This is a genomic window from Pseudomonas sp. PSPC2-3, assembly GCF_049898265.1.
GTDB classification, from domain to species: domain Bacteria; phylum Pseudomonadota; class Gammaproteobacteria; order Pseudomonadales; family Pseudomonadaceae; genus Aquipseudomonas; species Aquipseudomonas veronii.
On the sequence record NZ_JAFCXJ010000006.1, the window covers coordinates 228,441 to 253,074 of the forward strand.

Genomic DNA, 24,634 nt, shown 5'->3' on the forward strand with positions numbered 1-24,634 from the left:
TGACCATGACTGATTTGAAAGACGTTGCACGGCTGGCCGGGGTCTCCCGTGCGACCGCTGCCCGCACCTTTGCCTCTCCCGACCAGGTACGCCCGGCGACCCGCGAACAGGTGTTCGCCGCTGCCCGTGAACTGGGTTTTCGGCCCAACTTGCTCGGCCGCCAACTGCGCCTGCAAACCACCAACCTGATCGGCGTGGTGGTGCCCAATCTGCTCAACCCGGTCTTCGCCGAGCAATTGCAGGCCATGGAGCGAGCGGCCCGTTTGCGCGGCTACAGCCTGTTGCTGGCAACCACCGACTACAGCAGCGAGCGCGAAAGCATTGTGGTGGAAGAGTTGCTGCGCCAGCGCGTCGACGGTCTGGTGCTGACGGTGACGGATGCCGAAAGCAACAGCGTGCTACACAGCCTGGCTACCGAGCAGACGCCGTTCGTGCTCGCCTACCACCAACCCAGCAACCCCGACTACAGCGCCGTGTCCGTCGACAACCGCGCCGGTATGGCCCAGGCAACGCGCTATTTGCTCGAAGCGGGGCACCGGCGCATCAGCATGGTCGCCGGCCCCGCGTTGCAGTCCGACCGCGCACGTCTGCGTTACGCCGGTTATTGCGATGGGATGAAAGAGCATGGCCTCCAACCCCGCCCGGTGATCGAAATGCCGGCCCATACCCAGGCCGAATTCGCCGCCATCGCTCCGTTTCTCAACGGCCCTGATGCCCCGACCGCGCTGGTGTGTTCCAACGACTTCCTGGCGATCAGCCTGATCGCCGAGCTGCGCCGCAACGCCTGGAACGTACCCGAGCAACTGTCAGTGATGGGTTTCGACGGCATCGCCCTCGGCACGCAGATGCACCCGACGCTGTGCAGCGTGGTGCAGCCCATCGCCTTGCTTGCCAGCACCGTGATTGACCAGTTGCTGGCGCAGATCGCCGGCAACGCCCCGATTTCCCATTGCCTGCCTTGCCATATCCGGCCGGGTGAAAGCACTCAACCCCATGAGGAGACCCTTGATGCGCGTATTCAGTAAAACCCTGGCCGCCGTGCTGCTGTGCGGCATGGCCAGCCTGGCCCAGGCCGCCGACACGGCGATTTGCTACAACTGCCCGCCGGACTGGGCCGACTGGGGCACCCAGCTCAAGGCCATCGCCGCCAGCACGGGCGTGCAGGTGCCGCTGGACAACAAGAACTCCGGCCAGTCCCTGGCGCAGTTGGTGGCGGAGAAAGCCGCTCCGGTGGCCGACGTGGTGTATTACGGCGTGACCTTCGGCCTGCAGGCGCAAAAGGCCGAGGTGGTCGATGGCTACAAACCCAAAGGCTGGGAGCAGATTCCCGCCGGCTTGAAAGACCCGACCGGCCACTGGTTCGCGATCCACTCCGGCACCTTGGGCATCATGGTCAACGTCGATGCGCTGGGTGGCTTGCCGGTGCCGCAAAGCTGGGCCGACCTGCTCAAGCCTGAATACAAAGGCATGGTCGGCTACCTCGACCCGTCCAGCGCTTTCGTCGGCTACGTGTCGGCGGTGGCAATCAACCGCGCCCTGGGCGGCGACCTGGACAACTTCGCCCCGGCCATCGACTACTTCCAGAAACTGGCGAAAAACGCCCCCATCGTGCCCAAGCAAACCGCCTATGCGCGGGTGTTGTCCGGTGAGTTGCCGATCCTGGTGGACTACGACTTCAACGCCTACCGCGCACGCTACAAAGACAACGCCAACGTCGCGTTCGTGATTCCCCAGGAAGGCAGCATCAGCGTGCCCTACGTGATGAGCCTGGTGGCCAACGCACCGCACCGCGCCAATGGCGAAAAAGTGCTGGATTTCGTGCTGTCCGATGCCGGCCAGGCGCTGTGGGCGAAGGCTTACCTGCGCCCGATACGCCCGGTGCAGATGCCGACCGAAGTCGCCGCGCAGTTCCTGCCCGACAGCGATTACGCCCGCGCCGGCGTGGTGGACTACCAGAAAATGGCCGCCGTGCAGGAAGCCTTTGCCGCTCGTTACCTGAACGAGGTCAAGTAAGTGGCCGCATCGGCAAGACATACCGCCTGGGCCCTGGCCCCGGCCTTTGCGGTGCTGCTCGCGTTCTGGCTGTTGCCGCTGGCGCACCTGATGGTGCTCGGCGCCGAGAGCCGCGACAGCAACGGCAGCGGTTACTGGCAGGTCCTCAGCAGCGCGCAGTATCTAGGCAGCCTGGCGCAAACCTGTGCGCTTGCGGTGTTCGTCACTCTCGTGGCGTTACTGATCGGCGGCATCAGCGGTGTATTCCTGGCGCGCCAGCAGTTTTTCGGGCGTTCGGCGCTGGTTGCGTTGCTGACGTTTCCGTTGGCATTCCCGGGTGTCGTGGTGGGCTTTTTGGTGATCCTGTTGGCCGGGCGCCAGGGCCTGCTGGCGTCCCTGGGCCTGCAGTTGGCCGGTGAGCGCTGGATCTTCGCTTACTCGCTGGCCGGGTTGTTTATCGGCTATCTGTACTTCTCGATCCCGCGGGTGATCCTCACGGTGATGGCCGCGTGCGAAAGCCTCGACCGCAGCCTGGAAGAAGCCGCGCACTCGTTGGGCGCAGGGCATTGGCGCGTGGTGTGCGATGTGATCGTGCCGGGCCTGGCGCCGGCGTTGGCGTCCTGCGGGGCGATCTGCTTTGCCACGTCCATGGGCGCCTTCGGTACCGCGTTCACCTTGGGCACCCGGCTGAACGTGACCCCGGTGGCGATCTACAACGTGTTCACCAACTACGCCAACTTTGCCGTCGCCGCGGCGCTTTCCGTGGTGTTGGGCGCGCTGACCTGGGCAGTGTTGCTGCTCACCCGGCGCTGGGTGAAAAACGCGGGGACTGTCCTGTGAAGCGCTCATCGCTGTTCGTGATGCAACTGCTGTTTACCCTGCTGGTGTGCGCCTTCATGTTGGTGCCGGTGTTGATGTCGTTGCTGGCCGGGCTCACGCGCAATTTCTTTGTGGGCCTGTCCAGTGGCCTGACCTTCGATTGGTTGATTCAGGTCTGGCAGGCCTATTCGCCGACGGTGTGGTTGTCGCTGCAACTGGCCCTGGCCTGCGCGGTGTGCGTCTGCGTGATCGGCGTGCCGGCGGCCTACGCCCTGGTGTGCATGAACAATCGCTTCAGTCGCGCCTTCGAGGAACTGATGGTGCTGCCGGTGGCGATGCCGGGGCTGGCCAGCGCGTTGGCCTTACTCTTGACCTACGGCCAGTTCGGCGCGTTTCGCAGCAGTTGGCTGTTCATTTTAGTCGGCCATGTGCTGTTCACCTTGCCGTTCCTGGTGCGCCCGGTGATGGCGGTGATGCAACGCCAGCAACTGCCGGTGCTGGAGGAGGCGGCGGCGAGCCTGGGGGCAGGTCCCATCAAGCGCTTTTTCAGCGTGGTGGTGCCCAACTGCCGGGCAGGGATTCTCGCGGGTGTGCTGATGGTGGTCACCTTGTCGCTGGGTGAATTCAACCTGACCTGGATGCTGCATACGCCCATGACCAAGACCCTGCCGGTGGGCCTGGCCGACAGCTACGCCTCGGCGCGCCTGGAAATCGCCAGCGCCTACACCCTTATCTTTTTGCTGATGATCGTGCCGCTGCTGATTGCGTTGCAGGCCATCAGTGCCCGTCTGTCCCGTGGAGAGCGTCGATGACCGCTATCACTATCCGCCTGCAAGGTTGCCGCAAGGCGTTCGCCGACGGCACCGTCGCCGTGCATGACTTGGACCTGACCGTCGAAGGCGGCGAAACCCTGGCCATCCTCGGCCCGTCCGGTTGCGGCAAAACCACGACGTTGCGCTTGATCGCCGGCCTGGAACGCCCGGACGTGGGCCAGGTGTTCTTTGGCGACCAGGAGGTCACGCGCCTGCCCATCGAGCGCCGCGATGTGGGCATGGTGTTCCAGAACTATGCGCTGTTTCCCAACCTGGATGTGGCCGGGAACATCGTCTATGGCCTGAAGATTCGCGGCATGTCGCCAGCGGAGCGCAACAAGCGCTGCGAGGAACTGCTGGAACTGGTCGGTTTGCAACACCACGGCAAGCGCAGCATTCATGAACTGTCGGGTGGGCAACGCCAGCGCGTGGCCTTGGCCCGTGCGTTGGCGCCGCGCCCCAAGGTGCTGTTGCTGGACGAACCCCTGGCCGCCCTCGATGCGCAATTGCGTGAGCGCCTGCGCAGTGAGTTGAATCAACTGTTGCGCGGCCTCGGTATCACCTCGGTGTTTGTCACCCACGATCAGGGCGAAGCCATGGCCCTGGGGGATCGCATCCTGGTGATGGAACACGGCCGCGTCGCGCAACTGGCCAGCCCGCGGGACATCTACCAGAAGCCGGCCAACGCCTTCGTCGCAGGCTTTGTCGGCAACCTGAATGCCTTCCAGGTCATTGAGCCGTCGCCCCATGGTTTGAAAGTCTGCGGCGGCGAATTGCCGTGGCATGCAGCGCAGTTGCCCGGCACCGTGTATTGCCGCCCCGAACACTTGCGGGTGATGGAACACGAAGGGCATCTGCACGGCCATCTGCTGGCGCAGTTTTTCCAGGGCGCGCAAAGCCGCCTGCTGGTGGATGTGGGCGGCCCGCAACCGTTGCTGGTCGACAGCAGCGACAACCAGCTGTACGCCGTCGGCGCGCCGATTGCCTTGGCCATCGCGCCGCACATGTTGTTCACCCTGAATGCGTGAGAGTTGCCTTGTGAACCGTCCGTTTCTTGTTGCACAGATCAGCGATCTGCACCTTAAAGCCGGCCAGCGCCTGACTTACGGCGTGGTCGACACCTTGGGCGCGCTGCGCCGTGCCGTCGACCATCTGAACGCCAGCCACCCACGCCCCGATATCGTGGTGATCAGCGGCGACCTGGTGGACTTCGGCCGCGCCGATGAATACGCCGTGCTGCACCCTGAACTGGCGCGCCTGCACATGCCTTGCTACCTGGTGCCCGGCAACCATGACACGCGCGGGCCGTTGCTGGATGCGTTCCGCGATCACACCTACTTGCCGAGTTCGGCGGCGGGCCCGTTGGATTGGGTGGTCGACGCCCACCCCCTGCGCCTGATCGGCCTCGATTCCACCATCCCCGGCGGCCATGGCGGCCAACTGCTGGACAGCCAGTTGCAGTGGCTCGACCAACAGTTGGCACTGCGTCCGCAAGTGCCGACCGTGCTGATCCTGCATCACCCGCCGTTTATCAGCGGCATCGGCCATATGGACCGCGAGCGCTTTATCAATGCCGCCGCCCTCGAAACCGTCGTGGCGCGCCACCCGCAGGTGGAACGCTTGCTGTGCGGGCATTTGCACCGGTCGATGCAGCGGCGTTTCGGCGGCAGTTTGAGCTGTGTATGCCCTGGCACGTCCCATCAGATCGTGCTGGACCTGCAAGACGCCGCGCCGGCGCATTTCAACCTGGAACCGGCGGGTTACTTGTTGCATCGCTGGGATGCGCAACAAGGGTTGGTCAGCCACAACGGCGTATTCGGGGACTACCCGGGGCCATATCCGTTTTATGACGCTCATGGATTGATTGACTGAGGTTTTACGGAGGTTCACTTCACCCAACCAAGTAACTGAACGTTAGTTAACGCAACGGCCAACTCACGTGTGGCCGTGTGCTTCCTGCTGTCCATTTTTAGCGCCCGGAACTTGGATTCCGCGCCGGAGTTCGTCCTGATGAAAGCTACTTTGAATGTATTAAGCCTATTGACCGGCAGCCTGGGCATCGCCCTGAGCCCCCTGGCGTCGGCCGATTTCTTGAGCGACAGCAAAGCCAACTTGAGCATGCGCAACTTCTACTTCAACAACGACAACCGTGACGGCAGCGCCGCACCGTCGAAGACTGAAGAGTGGGGCCAGGCGTTCATACTCAATTACCAATCGGGTTTCACCGACGGCACCGTCGGCTTTGGCCTGGACGCGGTCGGCATGCTTGGCATGACCCTCGACAGCAGCGCTGGGCGCCATGTGGGCAGCTCGATGATCCCTACCGACGACGGCAAGGCCGTGGACAACTGGGCTCGCGGCGGCGCCACCGCCAAGGCACGCTTCGCCAAGACAGAAGCGCGCTACGGCTACCTGCGCCCGAACCTGCCGATCCTGGTGAGCAACGATGGCCGCCTGTTGCCGCAATCGTTCGAAGGCGGGCAGGTCACCAGCAAAGACATCGACAACCTGACTCTGATCGGCGGTCAGCTTCAACACACCACCGGGCGCGGCTCCAGCGACCGCAGCGGCCTGGCGGCGGCGGGCGGCACCCAGGAAAGCAATAAATTCACCTACGCCGGTGCCGACTACCAACTGACCAAGGACCTGATGGTCCAGTACTACTACGCCAACCTCGAAGACTATTACCAACAACACTTTGCCGGCTTGATTCATGTATTGCCGTTGGGCGACTACGGTTCGTTGAAAACCGACCTGCGTTACTTCAAGACCACCTCCGACGGCAAAAACAGCAGCGCCGCCGGGCGCGCCGAAGGCTACAAGTTCAGCGGCTATACCAAAAACGGCAGCGGTGAAATCGACAACAACACCTGGAGTGCGGCCTTCATCTACTCCCTGGGGTCTCACGCGATTACCGCCGGTTACCAGCAAGTGTCCGATGACAGCAACTTTGCCCAACTCAACCAGGGCGGCCTGGTGAACAAAGGGGAGGGCGGCTCCAGCCTGTACCTCTACACCGACCGGACGGTGCAAACCTTTATCCAGGCCGGCGAACGCACGGCCTTTGCGCAGTACGCCTATGACTTCGCGGCGTTGGGCGTGCCGGGCTTGAAGGCGTCGATGATGTATTTGAAAGGCGACCATATCCTCACCGCCAGCGGGAACAACGCCAGCGAGTGGGAACGGGATATCTCGTTGGATTATGTGGTGCAGAGCGGCACCTTCAAGAACGTCGGGTTCGGCTGGCGCAACGGTATGTCGCGCAGTGAGGTCGCGCGGGACCAGGATCAGAATCGGCTGTTCGTGAGCTATTCGATTCCATTGATGTAACAGCCTGTAGGAGCGAGTTTGCTCGCGAAGAACGCCAACGATCATGCGGGCTGCCTGACGGTACGCGGCGCACTTGGGTTCTTCGCGAGCAAGCTCGCTCCTACAAGGGTCAGGTGTTCAGGCGACGTGAGCGCGGTATTAACATGAGTAGATCTTGTGATCATCAGGAATAAAATGAGTTTGTCTCACTATCGTCATCTGCCGACAATGGCTGCCATTACTACCTACAGTGGAGTTGTAAGTCATGGCAGTCGCTCATTCCCTCGGATTTCCGCGCATTGGACGCGATCGTGAACTGAAAAAAGCGCAGGAAGCGTTTTGGAAGGGCGAACTCGACGAAGCCGGCCTGCACGCTGTCGGCCGCGATTTACGCAAGGCACATTGGGCCCTGCAAAAACAGGCTGGCATCGAGCTGTTGCCCGTCGGCGATTTTGCCTGGTACGACCAGGTACTCACCCATTCGTTGATGTTCGGTGTGATCCCTGAGCGTTTCCGCCCGGCCGATGGCAAAGCCACCTTGCAGACCTTGTTCGGCATGGCGCGTGGCGTCAGTGACAATTGCTGCGGCGGGGCGCACGCCCAGGAAATGACCAAATGGTTCGACACCAACTACCACTACCTGGTGCCTGAGTTCAGCGTCGACCAGCACTTCCACCTCGGCTGGGACCAGCTCTTCGACGAGGTCAAGGAGGCGCTTGACCTGGGGCACACCGTCAAACCTGTGGTGATCGGCCCGCTGACCTACCTGTGGCTGGGCAAGGCCAAGGGCGGCGATTTCGACAAACTCGAGCTGCTCGACCGCCTGCTGCCCCTGTACGGCCAGATCTTCCAGCGCTTGGCTGACCTGGGCGTGGAGTGGGTGCAGATCGACGAGCCGATTCTGGTACTCGACCTGCCGCAAGCCTGGAAAAACGCCTTCGAGCGTGCCTACAACCTGATCCAGCGTGACCCGCTGAAAAAGCTGGTCGCGACTTACTTCGGTGGCCTGGAAGAAAACCTCGGCCTGGCCGCCAACCTGCCGGTGGATGGCCTGCACATCGACCTGGTGCGCGCACCGGAGCAGTACCCGACCATTCTCGACCGCCTGCCGGCCTATAAGGTGTTGTCCCTTGGGGTCGTCAACGGGCGTAACGTCTGGCGTTGCGACCTGGACAATGCCCTGGCCACCTTGCGGCACGCCCATGAAAAATTGGGCGATCGCCTGTGGGTGGCGCCGTCCTGCTCGTTGTTGCACAGCCCGGTCGACCTGGGCCGTGAAGACCAGCTCGATAACGAGTTGAAAAGCTGGCTGGCGTTCGCCGTCCAGAAGTGCGCCGAAGTGGCCGTGCTGGCCCAGGCCGTCGACCAGCCCGACGCGCCGAACGTGCTCGCCGCGCTCGCCGAAAGCCGCGCCGTACAGGCGGCCCGTGCCGCGTCGCCGCGCATTCATAAACCGGCGGTGCAAGCCCGCGTGGCGGCAATCACCGCTCAGGACAGCCAGCGCCAGTCGCCGTTTGCCCAGCGCATCGAGACACAACGCGCCGGTCTCAAGTTGCCGCTGTTCCCGACCACCACCATCGGTTCGTTCCCACAAACCGCGTCGATCCGCCTGGCGCGTCAGTCCTACAAACAAGGCAAGTTGAGCGAAGCCGAATACGTCGAGGCGATGCACAGCGAGATTCGTCACGCCGTTGAGGTGCAGGAAAACCTCGGCCTGGACGTGTTGGTGCATGGTGAAGCCGAGCGCAATGACATGGTCGAGTACTTCGCCGAGCAATTGGACGGCTACGCCTTCACCCGCTTCGGCTGGGTGCAGAGCTACGGTTCACGCTGTGTGAAACCGGCGGTGATTTTCGGCGACCTGAGCCGCCCGCAGGCGATGACCGTGGCGTGGATCCGCTACGCCCAAGGCCTCACCCGCAAGGTGATGAAAGGCATGCTGACCGGCCCGGTGACCATGCTGATGTGGTCCTTCCCGCGTGAAGACGTGAGCCGTGAAGTGCAGGCGCGTCAACTCGCCCTGGCGATCCGTGACGAAGTGGTCGACCTGGAAGCCGCCGGCATCCAGATCGTGCAGATCGATGAAGCCGCGTTCCGTGAAGGCTTGCCGTTGCGCCAGGCGCAGTGGCAGCACTACCTGGACTGGGCCACCGAAGTGTTCCGCCTGTGCGCCTGCGGCGTGCGTGACGAAACCCAGATCCATACGCACATGTGCTACAGCGAGTTCAACGATGTGATCGAGTCCATCGCGGCGATGGATGCCGACGTGATCACCATCGAGACCTCGCGCTCGGACATGGAACTGCTGGACGCGTTCGAAGCCTTCGCCTACCCGAACGACATCGGCCCGGGCGTCTATGACATCCACTCGCCACGGGTGCCGGACGCCTCGGAAATGGCCAACCTGCTGCGCAAGGCCGCCAAACGCATTCCGGCAGAACGCTTGTGGGTGAACCCCGACTGCGGCTTGAAAACGCGCGGCTGGCCGGAGACGGAAGCGGCCCTGATCCATATGGTCGCGGCGGCGCGGCAACTGCGCGCCGAACTGGCGTAACACGGCCTGACAAGGTGGGAGGGCGCTTGCGCCCTTTCACCGCAGGCGCAGTGACCGGTCACAGGTATTTAAGCCACGCCACATCCCGCCGCCGCGCCTTCAGCCCGGCAAACCAGCGCACCGGCCAATACAGCGCCATCGGCAAGAGCAGCGCGACCAGCCATACCGCGCCGACACTGTCGAAGCCGAAGTAGGCGCCATGGTTGAGGCCCAGCAGCGCCACGCACGCGACATAGAGCATCTTCAGCACATACAGGTGCAACAGATAAAAGAACATCGGGGCTGCGCCGAATACCGCGAGCACGCCGATCCAGCGCCGCTGCCCCACGCGTTCAAGCGCCAGCAGCAATAACAGGCCAATGCCCAGCGTCAACGCGAGGAACAGCAGCGACGGCGGATACTTGGTGACATTGAAAAAGCTCATCAACGTCAGCACGCCGCTGTCATACGCGTGCCACGGCTGCTCGCCATAGCCATTGGCCGCCCGCAACACCACGAATCCCAGCAACGCACCGAGCCCCGCCCGCAACAGGTAACGCTGGCGCAGGGCCGGCGCCATGGCCGTGGCAAACCATGGGCCCAGGCCGTAACCCAGCGCGATCACACCGATCCATGGCAACACCGGGTACGTGATGCGCAATCGCAGGTGATCGGACACCTCGATCCAACTACGCTCATGCAGGAGCGCCCACACAGTCTGCAGCGCTGTCCCTGGAGCGAAATGCAGTGGATCCAGCAGGTTATGCCCGGCCATGATCACCAGTGCCAAGCTGATCAGCAGCGGGCGCGGCAACCACAGCAGCGCAGCGAGGGCGATCATGCTCAGGCCAATCGCCCAGATCACCTGCAGGTAGATGACGCTGGGCGGCAGTTGGAAGGTCCAGGCAAAGTTGACCAGGCTGAACTCCAGCACGATCAAGAACAGCCCGCGCTTGAACAGAAAGGCCGACACATCGCCACGGCCCTGGTATTTTTGCCCGTACAACCAGGCGGACAGCCCGGTGAGCAACACAAACACCGGCGCACACAGGTGGGCGAGGGTACGGCTGATAAACAGCGCGGGCTCGGTGCTGTCGAGGCTCATCGGGTCGTTGACCTGACGGTGCAGCAGGAAGGTTTCGCGCACGTGGTCCAGCAGCATGAACAGGATCACCAGGCCGCGCAGGGCGTCGATGGAAAGCAGGCGTTGGCGCAGGGGAGCAGCGTCGGTCATGGGCGTGGATCACAAGGGCAGGATGGAAAACGAATGTTATCCTATAACGTATGCGCGCGCCGCTGCGCGAAGTCATCGAGAGCGAACAGGTTCGCGCCTGGCATCGGGAGAGGCTGATCATGAGCAAGCCACACAACGACACCCCGCACGCCGTCGTCGATTTCTGGACGCAGGCCGGCCCCAAGCGTTGGTTCGCCAAGGACGCCGCGTTCGACGCGGTGTTTCGCGACACCTTCCACACCACCCATTTGCAAGCGGCGCGGCGTGAGCTGGAGGGCTGGCTGGACTCGGCGCAAGGTGCGCTGGCCTTGCTGATCCTGCTCGATCAGTACCCGCGCAACGCGTTTCGCGGCACGGCGCATATGTTTGCCACGGACCCGTTGGCGCGCCTGTATGCGCGGCGCATGGTGGATGCTGGGCTGGATCAATTGGTCGAACCGGCATTGCGTGCGTTTTGCTATCTGCCGTTTGAACATTCCGAAGACGCGCAAGACCAGCAACGCTCCCTGCTCCTCAACCAGCAGTTGGATGCCAACACTTACCGTTGGGCCAAGGAACACGCGCGGATCATCGAACGTTTCGGGCGCTTTCCCCACCGCAATGAGGTGCTGGCCAGGACGACCACGGAGGCGGAACGGGCCTTTCTGGAGCAGGGCGGGTTTGCCGGTTGAGGCGCTATTCCGCCGGGGAATGCCCCCATAAAAACTGCGCATTGTCTTTATTGCCGCCGATCTCGTAGCGTGGGGTTTCACTCAAGGAGATCCACCATGAACCAAGCTGCGCTGCGCCTCTACGTTGATTCGCTGTTCACCAGCCCCTACGCGATGTCGGTGTTCGTCACCCTGCGCGAAAAAGGCCTGGCGTTCGACACCGTGCCCCTCGACCTCGACGCCGCGCAACACCAGACGGCGGGCTTTGCCCAACTGTCCATGACCCAACGCGTGCCGACGCTGGTGGACGGTGATTTCTCCCTGTCGGAGTCCTCGGCGATCAGCGAATACCTCGACGAGGCCTACCCCGGAACGGCGGTGTACCCGGCCGATCCGAAGCAGCGGGCGCGGGCGCGGCAGGTCCAGGCGTGGTTGCGCAGCGATTTGCTGCCGATTCGCCAGGAGCGTTCGACGTTGGTGGTGTTCTATGGGCAGAAGATGCCGCCGTTGTCGCCATTGGCCGAAGCTGCCGCCCATCGCTTGATCGGTGCGGCGCAGGTGCTGTTGGCGGGGAATCCGGCGTACTTGTTCGGGGAGTGGTCAATTGCCGATGTGGACCTGGCGGTGATGCTCAACCGCCTGATCCTCAACGGCGACCCTGTGCCGGCCGACTTGGTGAGCTATGCGCAGCGCCAATGGCAGCGGCCATCGGTGCAGGAATGGGTCAATCTGCCAAGGCCCGCGCTTTAGGCCATTCCTGCGCGACGCGTCGGTCCAGCTCTTCCCAGTCCGCCATGCCCAGCACGCGGGTGGTGTTCAAACCGCGCAGGTAACCGAGCAATTGCTGGGCGATGGCGTAGGCCTGGTCCGGGTCGGCGGCCTCGTCCAGCAGCACGTCTTCATAGACAACCAGGTAATCGGCGACCCGATCGCGAAAATCCGGCAATACGGCTTCGCGGATGCGGTCGAAGGTTTTCTGGTGGGGTTTCATAGCGTGGTCCTTATAGATTTTATGTAAGCACTATTGATTCAGATAATAGTCAGCATCAAAGATTGCAAGTTCTGTTTTTTCCACAAAGGCGGAAAATCTCCCCATCGAGACGCAGTTCAAGGAAATCGCGCGATGAGGACGTTTATTCAACTGGCTTTAATGACCCTGATGATGAGCACTGTGGTCATGATCAACCCGGTAATCGCCGATGAACTGCGTACAGGCCATTTGCTGTCACTCGGCGGTAGCGTAGACTCGCTGCGGCACGAGCAGTCAGTGGGGGTGCTGTACAGCGAAAATACGGTCGACAACCTCAGCTACCTTGAACGCTACCACGCCACAGCCTTGAATGGCGCCAGAGATGCCCTTGATGGGCGCATCCGTGCGGCGTTCGTCAACAGTTCCGACCCGGAGTTGGCGATTGACTGGTTGATGAATTCGTTGCAAGGCACGTTTTTGTCGGTGACCGTTTACGACACGCTGGATGCGCTCGTGCAGGCTCACCCCGATGTGGTGGTGATGCTCGACACCCATAACCAACTGTTGACCCCGCGTAACGACCTGGTCGAGGCGCATTTTATCGCGCGCTTCTATGACGCGGACCTGCAGTACATCGCCAAGGCCGAAGGCTCGGTGCAGAAGCAGGTGCCGTCGGTGTGGGCGCATGACAAGGCGGCCCCGGAGATTGCCGCGCAGATCGAGCAGCAGCGCGATGTACAGCTCGATGCCTTGAAACAATTTGATGCGTCGCTCAAGGCATTAGTCCGAGCGGGTTGATGTGAACTTTTCCTTTTATATATTCAGGATTTCTATGCGCTCTTTTTTTGCCCCGGCCCTGGCTGTCGCTTCTTTGTTACTGGCCGGTTGTGTTTCCGCTCCGAATGCTCCGACATTGACCCTGCATACCGCCAAGACCCCCGAAGGTTATATGCAATGCGTGTTGCCCAAGCTTGAAAAACACAACCTCACCTCGACCGTGACGCAGAATTCGCGCCACGCCAAGGTGGTGTTGACCAGCAAGGTTGCCGCCGATGATGTACTGGAGGCCTACAAGAGCCAGGACGGCACCAAGGTGTTCCTGTATGAGCGCAAGCCGCTCGCGTCGACCATCACGCCGTCGCGCCTGGAATTGACGGCGCAAGAGTGCAAGTAACCGCAGGCCACCCATAACTCGGTGGGCGCGAGGGTTGGCTCAAGGGGTTGCTTCGTGGCTGAAGCTGTCGACAACCTTGACCAACCCTTGAGCCGCCAACGCCACCAACTCAGCGCCTTTCTCCACGGTCGCCAGGGCCGGGTCCGAGCCCATGCGCCCGTCGGGGAAGCGCGCGCGGAAGTCCAACGCTTCACGGATCGGCCCGGTGTTGGCGATCTGCGGCGAATAATCGGCAGACTTGATCGACTCCGGATAAGCCCATTGCGTCACGGCAATTTCCGACGGCGTGGCATGGCTGCCGTGGCCGACCGGGAACTGCCGGTGAGCCAGCTCGTTGACGCCTTCCAGATCCCACCAGTTCACCAGTTTCAGCGCAAACCCGGCCGGTTGGCGGGCGAAGCTGGCGGCGGCATACAGCTCGGAAAACGCCGCTTCGATCGTGGCGATGTTGCCGCCATGGCCATTGAGAAACAGGATCTTCTCGAAACCATGCCCGGCCAGCGAACGCACCCAGTCGCCAATCGCGGCAATAAAGGTGGAAGGGCGCAGCGAAATGGTGCCGGGAAATCCCAGGTGGTGCTGGGCCATGCCGATATTGAAGGTCGGGCCGATCAGGATGTCTGCGTGTAGCTGCGCTTGGTGGGCGATGATTTCCGGGCACATCCAGTCGGTGCCCAGCAGGCCGGTGGGGCCGTGTTGCTCATTCGAGCCGATCGGGATCACCACCGTGCGGCTGCGCTCCAGAAACTGCCCGATCTCGATCCAGGTGGACTTATGTAGAAGCATGCGACGCTCTCTTTATCGGTGGGGACAGGCTAACCGCCACGGATTGTACGACTACTCGCCACCTGTTGGGGTTTGCAGTTGAGGTAGGTCGAAGACTTCAACCAGCGCTGGTCCGGGTACCACGAGAACATGAACTGCCCATCCTTGAGTTTGTCCACCACCTGGCGCGCCACCTGCGGACGCACCGCCGGGCAGCCCTGGCTGCGGCCGATACGGCCTTCGCGCTTGCTCCACAACGGGTTGACGTAGTCGGCGGCGTGAATCACCAGGGCACGGTCGCGCGCCTGATCATTGAAGCCCGGCTCCAGGCCGTCCATGCGCAACGAATAGCCATGGGTGCCCAGGTAACTTTCCTGGGTACGGAACAGGCCCAGGCTGGACTGGTGGCTGCCTTCACGATTGGAGAACTGGGTGGCGAAGTTTTCCCCGGACTTGGCCCCGTGGGCCACCAGGTCGCGCAGCACCAGGGTCTTTTTGCGTAAATCGAAAATCCATAGCCGACGAGCGGTCGAAGGCTGGGAATAGTCAATCACGGCCAGGCGCTCGGAACGCTCTTCACCATTATTGACCGCGCACTGCACCGCGTTCAGCGCGCTTTTGAGTACAGTGGGATTGAGTTCTGGAGCCGAGCGCGCCAGGCTGCTATACAAGGAAACAGGGTTGCCGTCGGCGGCGAGCACAACGGTGCTCAGCGTAGCCACGGTCAAGGTCATCAGGCCGAGGCGGCACATAAAAGTCAGCATCTACAGTACATCCCCCCACTGTGGATTGGAGCAAAGCTATTGTTCAAAAAACACGCATGTTACTTGAGCATTTGCTTGCTCGTTGCACCGCTGGTCGCTACAGCCGACGAAGTACCGATGGGCACGTTACCGGTGATTCCAGCCAGCCCGGTCCAACAGGCCCTCGCGCAGTTGCCCAGCGTGTGCCCCAGCCTTGCGTCGCGCATCGACGCGGCGACATTGGCGCGTCTGCAGGCATTCTATCGGCAGCAGGGCGATGTGCCGCTGTGGGTCGCCGAACGCCGCCAGGCACTGCAAGCGCAGTTGCTGATGCTGGCCGACGACGGCCTGGACCCCACCCACTATAGCCTGCCCCCGGCGAACGCCACGGACAACGTGCTGTGCAGCGATATCGGCAGCAGCGAACAGTACCTGCAAGCCCTGCAGGATTTGCATTACGGGCGCCTGCAGCAATCGCGCTTCGAACCGCTGTGGCATTTCCAGCCGCCCACCCGCGACCTGGATACCGAGGTGCTGGCCTTCGCCGCCACCGGGCTGCACGACATGGCGCAAGCCTTCGACCAGGCCCGGCCCAGCACGGATTTATACCGCAGCCTGCGCAACGTCTATTCCACGCTGCGTAAGCAGCCATTACCGCATTGGGACGCGGTCGCCGGCGGGCCGCTGTTGCGCCCCGGCATGGAAGACCCGCGCGTGCCGGAACTGGCGCGGCGCCTCTACCGCGGCGGTTACCTCGCCAGCGAACCCAAGGACAACGGCAAGCAGTACCGCGACGAACTGGTCAAGGCGGTCAAGGCCTTCCAGGTCGGTCACTCATTGCAATCCGACGGCGTGATCGGCGCCGGCACCGTGGCCGAACTCAACATCAGCCCGGCGGTGCGCCGCGAGCAGTTGCGCATCAACCTGGAGCGCTTCCGCTGGCTGAGCCAGGACCTGGAGCCCGAAGGCGTGGTGGTCAACGTCGCCGCCGCGCAATTGAGTGTCTATCAGAGTGGCATCCCGGTGTGGCAAACCCGCTTGCAGGTCGGCCGCGCCGAACGCCAGACACCGCTGCTCAAATCACGCATCAACCGGTTGACCCTCAACCCGACCTGGACCGTTCCGCCCACCATCATGCGCGAGGACAAACTCCCGGCCATCCGCCTCAACCCCGAATACCTGCGCCAGCAGAACCTGCAAGTGCTCGATCCCGAAGGGCGCCCGCTGGCGCCCGAACACATCGACTGGACCCGCCCCGGCAACATCCTGCTGCGCCAGGAAGCCGGCCCGCGCAACCCGCTGGGCAAGATCGTGCTGCGTTTCCCCAACCCGTACTCGGTGTACCTGCACGACACGCCCAGCCAACCGCTGTTCACCAAAGGCCCGCGTGCGTTCAGCTCGGGTTGTGTGCGGGTCGAACAACCGTTGCTGCTGCGCGACCTGCTGGTGAGCCCGGCGGAGCGCGTTCGCACCGATGAATTGCTGGCCACCGGCGTGACCCATGAATTCCGCCTGGCGACGCCGGTGCCGGTGTTGCTCGGGTACTGGACCGTGGAAGTGGATCGCCAGGGCGAGTTGGTGTATGCGCCCGATATCTACGGGCGTGACCCCGTGTTGATGAAAGCCATGGGGAGCGTGCTCTGATTTGTCACCGCTCACAGAACACGCCATGACGCTGTCTTTCGTGAAGATGCACGCCCACGGCGACGACTTCCTCATCATCGATCGCCGTGGTCTGGATGATCCGATCAGCGCGCAGGTCGCTCGCCGTCTCGGCAATCGTCACACCGGCATCGGCTTCAATCAGTTGGCGGTGGTGCTCGATTGCGCAGACGCTGCCGCACGGATCAAATTCTGGAACCCCAATGGCACGCCCCTGCAAACCTGCGGCAGCGCTACGCGCGGTGTGGCCGAGCGGCTGATGCATGAAGCCGGCACCGATTCCATCGTGCTGCGTACCGACCGCGGTTTGCTGACATGTGTGCGTGAGTCGGGGCGGCGGGTGTCGGTGAATATGGGCGCGCCATCGCTGGGCTGGGCCGCGGTGCCGCTGGCCGAGTCGATGGACACACTGTACTTGCCCCTCGAAGGCGACCCGGCGGCGTGCAGCATGGGCAACCCCCATTGCACCTTCTTTGTCGCGGACCTCGGCGCTGTCGACGTGGCAACCCTGGGCCCGGCCCTGGAAACCCACGTGCTGTTCCCCGCCAGGACCAATGTGCATTTTGTCCAGGTCATCGATCGTGGGCATATTCGCCTGCGGATCTGGGAGCGCGGCGGCGGTGTGCCGCTCGGGTCCGGCTCGTGCTGCTGCGGCGCGGTGGTGAATGGGATTCGCCGCGGCTTGCTCGACGACCGCGTCGAGGTGCAATGCGACGGCGGCACAGTCACCGTGCAGTGGGACGGGCAGGGCGGCGTGGTGTTGACCGGGAGCGTGGAGCCGATCATGCAGGGCATCGTCTATGTGCCCATAGGGTAAATTGAGTTCCGGCAGCGGTTCATCCGGTGCCGGCGGTTGAGCGTCGGCGGAGCGGGTAAAGCCGGTTCACGCCAGCACAATGTAGTCGTTCTGCTGGAGCACCGGCCGGTGCGGGGCTTGGACGAGGTGAAGGTAACGGCCGTCGGCCAGATCGATGGGCAGGCAGTCGTCGATGTCCAGCACGCCGTCGGTGTGGGCCTGTGACCAGTGACGCAGCAGCTGTTGCTTGCCTTTGCCCGTCGCTTCCTTTTTGTCGCGGGCAACCACCAGCAGGTAGTGATGCGCCTCGCCAAAGCGGTTGGTCTCATAGCCGCCCAGGTTGATGAAGTACAGGCGCTGCGCGCCGGCCTGGGGCGCCAGGTGGCTGAGTTCGACTTTCCAACCGTCGACGCCATCGACCGCCATCCACGAATCGATATGCACGCCCTTGGGGCTGCCAAACCAGGCATCGCGTAACTGTGGGTAGGTGGCTTCCAGCGTATCCGCCACGGCGAATACCACGTCATGGACTTCGATCCTGGCCCGTGGGTGCTTGCCCCCGAGCATCACGACAAACAGCATTGCAGGCCCTTCCGGCGATTTGGCAAAAGGCAACCATACTTCGATTGAACCCTTTTGTCCGGTGAATGCCACACTGTTAACCCGCGAACGCATCAGGAGGTTGTCATGCGAACCATCGATCTGGCCGGTGTTCCGGTCCCTGTCATCGGCCAGGGTACCTGGCGCATGGGCGAAGACCCGGACCGGCGCCGCGCCGAAGTCGCGGCGTTGCAGTGCGGTATCGACGAGGGCATGACCTTGATCGACACCGCCGAAATGTACGGCGAAGGCGGCGCCGAAAGCGTGGTCGGCGAGGCCATTCGCGGCAAGCGCGAGCAGGTGTTCCTGGTGAGCAAGGTCTACCCCCGCAACGCCAGCCGCCGGGGCGTACCGCGCGCGTGCGATGCCAGCCTCCAGCGCCTGGGCACCGATTACATTGACCTGTACCTGCTGCACTGGCGCGGTCAGTACCCGCTGGCAGAAACCGTCGAGGCGTTCGAGCGCTTGCGCGAAGCCGGCAAGATCGGCCGCTGGGGTGTTTCCAACTTCGATGTGGCCGACCTGCAGGAACTTGCGTCACCGGCCTGCGCGACCAACCAGGTGCTCTACAACATCCAGGAGCGCGGCATCGAATTCGACCTGCTGCCGTGGTGGCAACAACATCACTTGCCGTTGATGGCTTACTGTCCGATCGCGCAAGGCGGCGAATTACTGTCCAGCCCGACCCTCCAGCAGATCGCCCATCGGCATCAGGCGACGCCCGCGCAGGTCGCGCTGGCCTGGGTAGTGCGTCAGGACGGGATGATCGCCATCCCCAAGGCCGTCACGCAAGAGCATGTGCGGCTCAACGCCGCCGCCGCTCAACTGGTGCTGGACGAACACGACCTCGACGCCATCGACCGGGTGTTCGGAGCGCCCAAGCGCAAGCATCCGTTGGCGATGGTGTGAGGCGATAAAACCAGCATGGGGCGTGCCGCGTCAGCCGCTCACGCCATGCAACTCGCAGTATTCGTCCCAGCTCATCCCCGCCATCTGCGCCACTTCCTTATGCACTTCGAGGCGTTGCGCTTCGAATGCCTGGGCGGATTCGGCCGTCAGCTTGAGGGTCAGCTCCCAGGCAAACAGCCCCAGGCGCTCGGCTTCGGCTTCGAACGCCTCATGCAGGCGTTCGGCGCGGTATTGCGCAAGGGTTTCGCCTTTGGCCTGGGCGGCCAGCGGGTTCAGAGTGTCCAGTTGGGTGAGGACATCCGGGTGTGCCTGCAGAAATCGGTCCAGCGCGAGTTGATGGGTATCGCCGGGTTGGGACACAGGTGGGTTCCTCGAAAAAAAGTCAGGCATCTGCGCCGGTGTCTTGGCAAGCCTGTCTACGCCGGGCGCGTTTGCGCATGCGGCGGTTTATCCGGGTGCGTATGGGGTCGAGGACGAAAAGTAACAGGTACGCGGTCAGCACCAGCGTCAGGTCGATCCAGGTTTCGCTGATCGGCCCTAAAAACAGCTCCATAACCGCCTTGGCCAGGTAGAGCAAGGCAACCCCACATAACCACAGCAGTGCGTTAAACATCAGTGGGTGCATAGTATTAGACCGTTTGTGTTGCATCTCAAGCCAAGCTCCTTGCTGCTGGCGATTTCAGCGTGTTTCCCTTGCTGCGCGATCCGGGAACCCTGAAAAAGTCGCAGATATTACATCTTGAAACAGGCTTAGGGGCTGCTTCTTATCAGAAAGTTCCGTGGCTAAAGCGCAAGCGCGCACATGAGCGTGCTGAGGAACCTGAAAAATCAACTGGGCGACCGCAACGGCTTTTCGTGCCGCGCCTGGTCATGTGTGGCGTTGGCCGGTGTGTTCCCGGCCCTGTCTTCGAGGGGCTGCGCGCCGGCCGTGAGGGCGCGCTGTGTGTTATTCGGCGTCGGCGGCGTGCGCCTCGACGCCGACCCGAGCACCCACGGCGATCACGGTGGCCGTGGTGCTGTACCAGGTTGCGTGCGCGGCGGGTCTAGGCCTGGGCCGATCGGTATTCGCGCTGGGTCTGTTCGATCTCTTCGACCAAGCCCTCGATCCTCGCCAGGCGCGCACGGTTGTCGTGGTCCCACGGATGAAAGCCCGGCTTGAAGTAGTGCAGCCACGGCCGCAGCATCCGCGGGAACACGCCCTTGGGTCCATACAAAAACTTGAGCATGCGCCAGAACCCTTGCACATGCCCGCCGGCCTTGCGGTCGGCAATCAGCAGGCGCAGGTGGAAGTCGAACACCACCAGCCAGAAGAGCAGCGTCGTGGTCAGCATGCTCCCGGTGCGCAGCAGGTAGCGCAGGGGGCCCGGCTTGATCACGCGGCTCCACACGTCAAACGCCACCGCCTTGTGCTCGGTTTCTTCGAGGGCATGCCAGTACCACATCTGCTGGTAACCCTTGAGTGAATCGCCGAAGCGCGAAGGGTCGCTCAGGAGGATTTCCGCGAGCATCGCGGTGTAATGCTCCAGGGCGATGGTCACCGCCAGGTTGAACGCCGGCGGCAGGTGTTTTTTCTGCAGGTCGAGGAAGAATTTCAGGCGCCGGTCCAGGCGATGTGCCGGCAGGCCTGCGGCTTGCAGTAAGTCGTTATAGGCGAGGTGTTCGCGGCTGTGCATGGCCTCCTGGCCGATAAAACCCTGGATCTCCTGTTTCAGCGCCGGGTCATCGATGCGTTGGCGGTAGTGGCGCACGCTGTCCATGAAAAACAGCTCGCCCTGGGGAAACAGCAGCGACAACGCATTGAAAAAATGCGTGATGAACGGACCTTGTTCGTGCCAGTCCTTGATGCGTTCGGCCGGCAAGGCAAAGCGGATATCGCGACGGATCGGTAGCATGGGGCTTGCTCCTGTTCAGAGACGGCTCTCGTCGTTGCTGTCAAACAGCGGCGTTGGGCGTTTGGGGGCCATGCGCTTGCTGGCGAACACCACCAGCGCTTGATAGGCCGCCGGCAGGCAGCGGGTGAGCAGGTCGAGAACATACGCATCGCGGCCGATGAGCACGCGGCGTTTATTCTTGCGCACGCCCTGCAGGATCACTTTGGCGGCCTGGTCGGCGTCGGTGATGAACAGCTTTTCGAAATCGGCGCGGGCCTGCTGTTCGCTGTGGATCAAAAAGCCGGTCATGTTGGCGTCGATGCGGCTGCTACGGCAGATATCGGTGCGGATGCCGCCGGGGTGGACACAACTGGCCGAGACGCCGCAACGTTGCAGGTCCAACTCCTGGCGCAGGGCTTCGGTAAAGCCGCGCACCGCGAATTTGCTGGCGTTGTAGCCGCTCATGCCGGGCTGGGCAAACAGCCCGAACACGCTGGACGTGTTGACCACATGGCCGTCGCCGCTGGCCTTGAGATACGGCAGGAAGGCCTTGGTCCCGTACACCACGCCCCAGAAGTTGATGCCGATGATCCATTCCAGATCGCTGTAGTCCACGCCTTCGACGGTGCTCGACAGCGCCACTCCGGCGTTGTTGAAGATCAGGTTGACCTGGCCGTGCTCGGCAGCGCAGCGCGCCGCCCAGTCTTGCATGGCGTGCCGGTCGGACACATCCAGCACCTGGGTGGTCACCCGCACCGGCGCCAGGGTGGCGGTTTGAATCAACGCCACGGTCTGGTCCAGGCCTTGGCTGTTCTTGTCCGCCAGCGCCAGGTGGCAACCTTCGCGCGCCAGGGCCAGGGCCAATGCGCGGCCCATGCCGGATGCCGCGCCGGTGATCGCCGCCACGCGGCCATTGAACGACTTCATGACAGGCTCCCTTCTGCGGTGGAATGTGGCGCGGCCATTGCGCGGGGCGCCGCGTCAATCGGTGCCATGCTGGCGACATAATCCTTGAGCGCAAAATGCCGGGTGATCTGCTTGAAGCGCCAGGTCGAGCCGGGCCACAGGGTGGTGTTCTTGCCGGTGCGAGGGTCGAGGTACCAGCTCCGGCAGCCGCCGGTGTTCCAGATGGTGCGCGTGAGTTTGTCCTGCAATTGGTGGTTGTAGGCTTGTTCCACCGCGGGTTTGACCTCCACTGTGGCGATGCGGTGGCGCTGCATTTGTTGCAGCGCATCGAGGATGTAAGCGACCTGGGCTTCGATCATCAGGATCATCGAGTTATGCCCCAAGCCGGTGTTGGGGCCGATGATCAGGAACAGGTTCGGGTAGCCCGGCACCGTGCTGCCTTTGTAGGCATGGGCGCCGTCGTGCCAGGCGTCCATCAGGTCGACACCGTGACGCCCGATGATGCAGTCGCGGGGCAGCGGGTCGGTGGCCTGGAACCCGGTGCCGAAGATCAGGCAATCGGCCGGGTGCTTGACGCCGTCGGCGGTGATCACGCCATCGGCTTCGATGCGCAGCACGTCGTCGGTCACCACCTGCACATTGCTGCGCGACAACGCTGGGTAATAGTCGTTGGAGATCAGCACGCGCTTGCAGCCGAGGGTGTAGTCCGGCGTCAGCGCCTTGCGCAGGGCAGGGCGGGTGACGTGTTTGTGCAAGTGGCGCAGGGCGACTTTCTGCACCATTTTCATCAGCCGTGGGTGCCGGGCAAAGCCCACCACGCGGCCTTCCAGCGCCCAATACAAGGCGCCGCGCACCAGCCGTTGGGTGAAGGGCAGGTGCTTGAATGCCCAGCGCTCAACGCGAGAAATCGCTCGGTCGGGCTTGGGCATGATCCATGGCGGGGTGCGCTGGAACAGGTCCAAATGAGCGACCTGCGGCGCAATCTGCGGCACGAACTGAATGGCACTGGCGCCGGTGCCGATCACCGCCACGCGTTTGCCCTTCAGGGCATAGGCGTGGTCCCACTGCTGGGAGTGAAAGCGCTGGCCCTTGAAGCTGTCCAGCCCCGGGATATCCGGCAGCGCCGGGCGCGACAAGCCGCCCATGCCCGATACCAGCACCCGCGCGCTGACCTGGCGCCCATTGCTGAAGCTCAGTTGCCAGCGTTGTTGCTGCTCATCAAACACCGCACGTAGCAGGCCCATGCCGAAGCGCAGATACGGCGCCAGCGCGAAACGTCGGGCGCATTGCTCCAGGTAGGCGCGGATCTCCGCTTGCGCGGCGAATTGGCGGGTCCAGTCCGGGTTGGGCGCAAACGAAAACGAATAGACGTGGGACTGCACATCGCAGGCGCAGCCAGGGTAGTGGTTGTCGCGCCAGGTGCCGCCGAGTGTCTCGGCCTGTTCGGCGATAAAGAAGTCGCTAAAGCCGGCTTCCTTGAGCTTGATCGCCATGCACAGGCCGGCGAAGCCTGAACCGATGATGGCGATGTCGATGGAATCACTGTGGGCATTCATAGGCGGGCCTGCGTGGGCATCGGATGTGCTCCTGTTTTTGTTTTGTCTTTTTAGATAGAACACCATTGCAAAGGAAAATTGAATTACTTATTTTAAAAAAGATTTTAAATAATCTACCTGAAAATATCGCCTAGGCTAGTCCCTGGCTCCTCATGTGCGACGGTATGCACGAAGTTTAGGTCCAGGGTGTGGGCGATGGCTGAGGCCTTGATCAATTCCGGTCGGGCGGTCGGCAGCAGGGAAGCAGAGGACCGAGCTATGGCTGTCGAATGGGTTATTGCTGCGGGTGTGCTGGTCGGTGCGAGCGTGGTGGCATGGGGCTTCAGTGCCTGGATGACACGGCGCATCGAAGCGGCCGTTCCAAGTAACGGGCGCTTTGTGGACGTCGATGGCGAGCGCTTTCATTATCTCGACGAGGGCAAGGGCCCACCGCTGGTGATGATTCACGGGCTGATGGGCAGCAGTCGCAACCTGACCTACGCCTTGTCGGGGCAGTTGCGCGAGCATTTCCGGGTCATCACGCTCGACCGGCCTGGCTCGGGCTATTCGACCCGGCATCCGGGCACGGCGGCGGACCTGCCGGCCCAGGCCCGGCAAATCGCGGCTTTTGTCCAGGCGCTGGGCCTGGATCGACCGCTGGTGCTGGGGCATTCCCTCGGTGGCGCGGTGGCCCTGGCGCTGGCCCTCGACCATCCCCACGCGGTCTCCGGGTTGATCCTGGTGGCACCGCTGACCCATCCCCAGCGCCTGTTGCCGCTGGTGTTCCTGTCATTGGCGGTGCGCCCGGCGTGGCTGCGTCGCTGGCTGTCGCACACGCTGACGATGCCGATCGGCCTGCTGACCAAAGGCTCGGTGGTCAAGGGCGTGTTCGCCCCCGATCCTGCACCAGCGGACTTCGCCACACGCGGCGGCGGGCTGCTCGGCATGCGCCCGGCCAACTTCTATGCGGCCTCCACCGAGATCAACCAGGTCAACGATCACCTGCCGGGCATGGTCAAGCGCTACCCGCAACTGACCCTGCCCATCGGCCTGATCTACGGCGCAAAGGACAAGGTGCTGGACTTTCAAAAGCACGGCCAGGCCCTCGCGAGCCGGGTGCCCGGCCTCAAGCTGCAACTGGTGGAGGGGCGAGGCCATATGTTGCCGATCACCGCGACGGAGCGTGTTGTGGCGGTGGTGGAACAGGTGGCCAAACGGGCCCGATCACCGCAAAACACCACCGTCCTGCATCCACCGTTGGCCCTGGCGAACAAATAATCGGGCCATCCGAGTCGCGGCACAACGGCGTCAATGCGCGCTCTAGACACCTGACCAGCCAGCTGAAAAAGAGACT

Annotated in this window: 26 protein-coding genes; 16 read left to right on the forward strand and 10 right to left on the reverse strand. The window is 62.8% G+C overall.

The window, feature by feature from the left end; translation table 11 throughout:
- The first annotated feature begins 5 nt into the window (after positions 1-5).
- From ACP7E3_RS15590 to metE, 8 genes are all read left to right on the forward strand, one after another.
- Entirely contained in the window at positions 6-1,025 is a 1,020-nt protein-coding gene (locus tag ACP7E3_RS15590) for a LacI family DNA-binding transcriptional regulator (protein WP_046383687.1), read from the forward strand.
- Complete coding sequence (locus ACP7E3_RS15595; RefSeq protein WP_046484480.1) at positions 1,009-2,013, forward strand: ABC transporter substrate-binding protein; 1,005 nt, start codon at positions 1,009-1,011, stop codon at positions 2,011-2,013. Before ACP7E3_RS15590 ends, ACP7E3_RS15595 begins: the two co-directional genes overlap by 17 nt.
- Positions 2,014-2,832, forward strand: coding sequence for an ABC transporter permease (locus ACP7E3_RS15600; RefSeq protein ID WP_017846530.1), 819 nt, complete (start codon positions 2,014-2,016; stop codon positions 2,830-2,832).
- Positions 2,829-3,623 (forward strand): ABC transporter permease, encoded by a 795-nt coding sequence (locus tag ACP7E3_RS15605; RefSeq protein ID WP_017846529.1) that lies wholly within the window; start codon positions 2,829-2,831, stop codon positions 3,621-3,623. Before ACP7E3_RS15600 ends, ACP7E3_RS15605 begins: the two co-directional genes overlap by 4 nt.
- Positions 3,620-4,651: an ABC transporter ATP-binding protein gene (locus ACP7E3_RS15610; RefSeq protein ID WP_126588570.1), complete on the forward strand. Its 1,032-nt coding sequence runs from the start codon at positions 3,620-3,622 to the stop codon at positions 4,649-4,651. Before ACP7E3_RS15605 ends, ACP7E3_RS15610 begins: the two co-directional genes overlap by 4 nt.
- 10 nt (positions 4,652-4,661) lie before the next feature.
- A complete protein-coding gene (locus ACP7E3_RS15615; protein WP_046484483.1) occupies positions 4,662-5,495 on the forward strand; it encodes a phosphodiesterase in 834 nt (277 codons plus the stop codon).
- A 138-nt stretch (positions 5,496-5,633) separates the two neighbouring features.
- Complete coding sequence (locus ACP7E3_RS15620; RefSeq protein ID WP_046383684.1) at positions 5,634-6,953, forward strand: OprD family porin; 1,320 nt, start codon at positions 5,634-5,636, stop codon at positions 6,951-6,953.
- Positions 6,954-7,197: 244 nt separating this feature from the next.
- A complete protein-coding gene (gene metE, locus ACP7E3_RS15625; RefSeq protein ID WP_108526542.1) occupies positions 7,198-9,486 on the forward strand; it encodes a 5-methyltetrahydropteroyltriglutamate--homocysteine S-methyltransferase in 2,289 nt (762 codons plus the stop codon).
- 58 nt (positions 9,487-9,544) lie between these two features.
- Here metE and ACP7E3_RS15630 read toward each other — a convergent pair whose 3' ends face one another.
- Complete coding sequence (locus ACP7E3_RS15630; RefSeq protein ID WP_426123622.1) at positions 9,545-10,699, reverse strand: DUF1624 domain-containing protein; 1,155 nt, start codon at positions 10,697-10,699, stop codon at positions 9,545-9,547.
- A 119-nt stretch (positions 10,700-10,818) separates the two neighbouring features.
- Between ACP7E3_RS15630 and ACP7E3_RS15635 the strand changes: the two genes are divergently transcribed.
- Both ACP7E3_RS15635 and yfcF read left to right on the forward strand, forming a co-directional pair.
- On the forward strand, positions 10,819-11,370 hold the full coding sequence (locus ACP7E3_RS15635; RefSeq protein WP_128192575.1) for a DUF924 family protein: 552 nt from the start codon (positions 10,819-10,821) through the stop codon (positions 11,368-11,370).
- A gap of 96 nt (positions 11,371-11,466) precedes the next feature.
- Positions 11,467-12,099 carry a glutathione transferase gene (gene yfcF / locus ACP7E3_RS15640; protein WP_017846522.1) on the forward strand — a complete coding sequence of 211 codons (633 nt, stop codon included), beginning with the start codon at positions 11,467-11,469 and terminating at the stop codon, positions 12,097-12,099.
- On the opposite strand, the gene ACP7E3_RS15645 is transcribed toward yfcF, so the two are convergent.
- Positions 12,074-12,340 (reverse strand): hypothetical protein, encoded by a 267-nt coding sequence (locus ACP7E3_RS15645; RefSeq protein WP_017846521.1) that lies wholly within the window; start codon positions 12,338-12,340, stop codon positions 12,074-12,076. The two genes, yfcF and ACP7E3_RS15645, sit on opposite strands and share 26 nt — an antisense overlap.
- A gap of 132 nt (positions 12,341-12,472) precedes the next feature.
- On the opposite strand from ACP7E3_RS15645, the gene ACP7E3_RS15650 reads away from it, so the two are divergent.
- Together ACP7E3_RS15650 and ACP7E3_RS15655 are read left to right on the forward strand one after the other, a co-directional pair.
- Entirely contained in the window at positions 12,473-13,117 is a 645-nt protein-coding gene (locus ACP7E3_RS15650) for a hypothetical protein (RefSeq protein WP_057004679.1), read from the forward strand.
- Positions 13,118-13,151: 34 nt separating this feature from the next.
- Positions 13,152-13,493: a hypothetical protein gene (locus ACP7E3_RS15655; RefSeq protein ID WP_046383680.1), complete on the forward strand. Its 342-nt coding sequence runs from the start codon at positions 13,152-13,154 to the stop codon at positions 13,491-13,493.
- 39 nt (positions 13,494-13,532) lie between these two features.
- On the opposite strand, the gene ACP7E3_RS15660 is transcribed toward ACP7E3_RS15655, so the two are convergent.
- Together ACP7E3_RS15660 and ACP7E3_RS15665 are read right to left on the reverse strand one after the other, a co-directional pair.
- Positions 13,533-14,279, reverse strand: a complete 747-nt coding sequence (locus tag ACP7E3_RS15660; RefSeq protein ID WP_017846518.1) for a creatininase family protein — start codon at positions 14,277-14,279, stop codon at positions 13,533-13,535.
- 29 nt (positions 14,280-14,308) lie between these two features.
- Positions 14,309-15,022, reverse strand: coding sequence for a murein L,D-transpeptidase catalytic domain family protein (locus tag ACP7E3_RS15665; RefSeq protein ID WP_017846517.1), 714 nt, complete (start codon positions 15,020-15,022; stop codon positions 14,309-14,311).
- 39 nt (positions 15,023-15,061) lie between these two features.
- On the opposite strand from ACP7E3_RS15665, the gene ACP7E3_RS15670 reads away from it, so the two are divergent.
- Both ACP7E3_RS15670 and dapF read left to right on the forward strand, forming a co-directional pair.
- Complete coding sequence (locus ACP7E3_RS15670) at positions 15,062-16,645, forward strand: L,D-transpeptidase family protein (protein WP_169881977.1); 1,584 nt, start codon at positions 15,062-15,064, stop codon at positions 16,643-16,645.
- Positions 16,646-16,670: 25 nt separating this feature from the next.
- Positions 16,671-17,480, forward strand: coding sequence for a diaminopimelate epimerase (gene dapF / locus ACP7E3_RS15675; protein ID WP_169865773.1), 810 nt, complete (start codon positions 16,671-16,673; stop codon positions 17,478-17,480).
- 66 nt (positions 17,481-17,546) lie between these two features.
- Here the strand turns inward: dapF and ACP7E3_RS15680 are convergent, their stop codons facing one another.
- Positions 17,547-18,041, reverse strand: coding sequence for a DUF1543 domain-containing protein (locus ACP7E3_RS15680; RefSeq protein ID WP_057004674.1), 495 nt, complete (start codon positions 18,039-18,041; stop codon positions 17,547-17,549).
- 105 nt (positions 18,042-18,146) lie between these two features.
- Here ACP7E3_RS15680 and ACP7E3_RS15685 point away from each other — a divergent pair, with 105 nt between their 5' ends.
- Positions 18,147-18,968, forward strand: coding sequence for an aldo/keto reductase (locus tag ACP7E3_RS15685; protein WP_046383676.1), 822 nt, complete (start codon positions 18,147-18,149; stop codon positions 18,966-18,968).
- 30 nt (positions 18,969-18,998) lie between these two features.
- Here the strand turns inward: ACP7E3_RS15685 and ACP7E3_RS15690 are convergent, their stop codons facing one another.
- From ACP7E3_RS15690 to ACP7E3_RS15710, 5 genes are all read right to left on the reverse strand, one after another.
- The gene (locus ACP7E3_RS15690) at positions 18,999-19,328 is read right to left on the reverse strand and encodes a DUF6388 family protein (protein WP_046383675.1); all 330 of its coding nucleotides are present in this window, start codon (positions 19,326-19,328) and stop codon (positions 18,999-19,001) included.
- A gap of 22 nt (positions 19,329-19,350) precedes the next feature.
- Positions 19,351-19,581: a hypothetical protein gene (locus tag ACP7E3_RS15695; protein WP_226927611.1), complete on the reverse strand. Its 231-nt coding sequence runs from the start codon at positions 19,579-19,581 to the stop codon at positions 19,351-19,353.
- 430 nt (positions 19,582-20,011) lie between these two features.
- Positions 20,012-20,860 (reverse strand): metal-dependent hydrolase, encoded by an 849-nt coding sequence (locus ACP7E3_RS15700; protein WP_301556117.1) that lies wholly within the window; start codon positions 20,858-20,860, stop codon positions 20,012-20,014.
- A 15-nt stretch (positions 20,861-20,875) separates the two neighbouring features.
- Complete coding sequence (locus ACP7E3_RS15705; protein WP_017846509.1) at positions 20,876-21,766, reverse strand: SDR family NAD(P)-dependent oxidoreductase; 891 nt, start codon at positions 21,764-21,766, stop codon at positions 20,876-20,878.
- Positions 21,763-23,301 carry a flavin-containing monooxygenase gene (locus tag ACP7E3_RS15710; RefSeq protein WP_426123627.1) on the reverse strand — a complete coding sequence of 513 codons (1,539 nt, stop codon included), beginning with the start codon at positions 23,299-23,301 and terminating at the stop codon, positions 21,763-21,765. The genes ACP7E3_RS15705 and ACP7E3_RS15710 overlap by 4 nt, the downstream gene beginning before the upstream one ends.
- 258 nt (positions 23,302-23,559) lie before the next feature.
- On the opposite strand from ACP7E3_RS15710, the gene ACP7E3_RS15715 reads away from it, so the two are divergent.
- The gene (locus ACP7E3_RS15715) at positions 23,560-24,558 is read left to right on the forward strand and encodes an alpha/beta fold hydrolase (protein ID WP_301556118.1); all 999 of its coding nucleotides are present in this window, start codon (positions 23,560-23,562) and stop codon (positions 24,556-24,558) included.
- The last annotated feature ends 76 nt before the right edge of the window (positions 24,559-24,634 follow it).

Excerpts from the sequence above, each read along its gene's own strand:
- dapF (WP_169865773.1), top strand. The coding sequence starts at position 16,671 with ATGACGCTGTCTTTCGTGAAGATGCACGCCCACGGCGACGACTTCCTC.
- ACP7E3_RS15660 (WP_017846518.1), bottom strand. The coding sequence starts at position 14,279 with ATGCTTCTACATAAGTCCACCTGGATCGAGATCGGGCAGTTTCTGGAG.
- ACP7E3_RS15665 (WP_017846517.1), bottom strand. The coding sequence starts at position 15,022 with ATGCTGACTTTTATGTGCCGCCTCGGCCTGATGACCTTGACCGTGGCT.
- ACP7E3_RS15685 (WP_046383676.1), top strand. The coding sequence starts at position 18,147 with ATGCGAACCATCGATCTGGCCGGTGTTCCGGTCCCTGTCATCGGCCAG.
- ACP7E3_RS15595 (WP_046484480.1), top strand. The coding sequence starts at position 1,009 with ATGCGCGTATTCAGTAAAACCCTGGCCGCCGTGCTGCTGTGCGGCATG.
- ACP7E3_RS15710 (WP_426123627.1), bottom strand. The coding sequence starts at position 23,301 with ATGAATGCCCACAGTGATTCCATCGACATCGCCATCATCGGTTCAGGC.
- ACP7E3_RS15635 (WP_128192575.1), top strand. The coding sequence starts at position 10,819 with ATGAGCAAGCCACACAACGACACCCCGCACGCCGTCGTCGATTTCTGG.
- ACP7E3_RS15715 (WP_301556118.1), top strand. The coding sequence starts at position 23,560 with ATGGCTGTCGAATGGGTTATTGCTGCGGGTGTGCTGGTCGGTGCGAGC.
- ACP7E3_RS15700 (WP_301556117.1), bottom strand. The coding sequence starts at position 20,860 with ATGCTACCGATCCGTCGCGATATCCGCTTTGCCTTGCCGGCCGAACGC.
- ACP7E3_RS15705 (WP_017846509.1), bottom strand. The coding sequence starts at position 21,766 with ATGAAGTCGTTCAATGGCCGCGTGGCGGCGATCACCGGCGCGGCATCC.
- ACP7E3_RS15620 (WP_046383684.1), top strand. The coding sequence starts at position 5,634 with ATGAAAGCTACTTTGAATGTATTAAGCCTATTGACCGGCAGCCTGGGC.
- ACP7E3_RS15590 (WP_046383687.1), top strand. The coding sequence starts at position 6 with ATGACTGATTTGAAAGACGTTGCACGGCTGGCCGGGGTCTCCCGTGCG.
- ACP7E3_RS15680 (WP_057004674.1), bottom strand. The coding sequence starts at position 18,041 with ATGCTGTTTGTCGTGATGCTCGGGGGCAAGCACCCACGGGCCAGGATC.
- metE (WP_108526542.1), top strand. The coding sequence starts at position 7,198 with ATGGCAGTCGCTCATTCCCTCGGATTTCCGCGCATTGGACGCGATCGT.
- ACP7E3_RS15610 (WP_126588570.1), top strand. The coding sequence starts at position 3,620 with ATGACCGCTATCACTATCCGCCTGCAAGGTTGCCGCAAGGCGTTCGCC.
- ACP7E3_RS15645 (WP_017846521.1), bottom strand. The coding sequence starts at position 12,340 with ATGAAACCCCACCAGAAAACCTTCGACCGCATCCGCGAAGCCGTATTG.
- ACP7E3_RS15630 (WP_426123622.1), bottom strand. The coding sequence starts at position 10,699 with ATGACCGACGCTGCTCCCCTGCGCCAACGCCTGCTTTCCATCGACGCC.
- ACP7E3_RS15695 (WP_226927611.1), bottom strand. The coding sequence starts at position 19,581 with ATGTTTAACGCACTGCTGTGGTTATGTGGGGTTGCCTTGCTCTACCTG.
- ACP7E3_RS15655 (WP_046383680.1), top strand. The coding sequence starts at position 13,152 with ATGCGCTCTTTTTTTGCCCCGGCCCTGGCTGTCGCTTCTTTGTTACTG.
- ACP7E3_RS15650 (WP_057004679.1), top strand. The coding sequence starts at position 12,473 with ATGAGGACGTTTATTCAACTGGCTTTAATGACCCTGATGATGAGCACT.
- yfcF (WP_017846522.1), top strand. The coding sequence starts at position 11,467 with ATGAACCAAGCTGCGCTGCGCCTCTACGTTGATTCGCTGTTCACCAGC.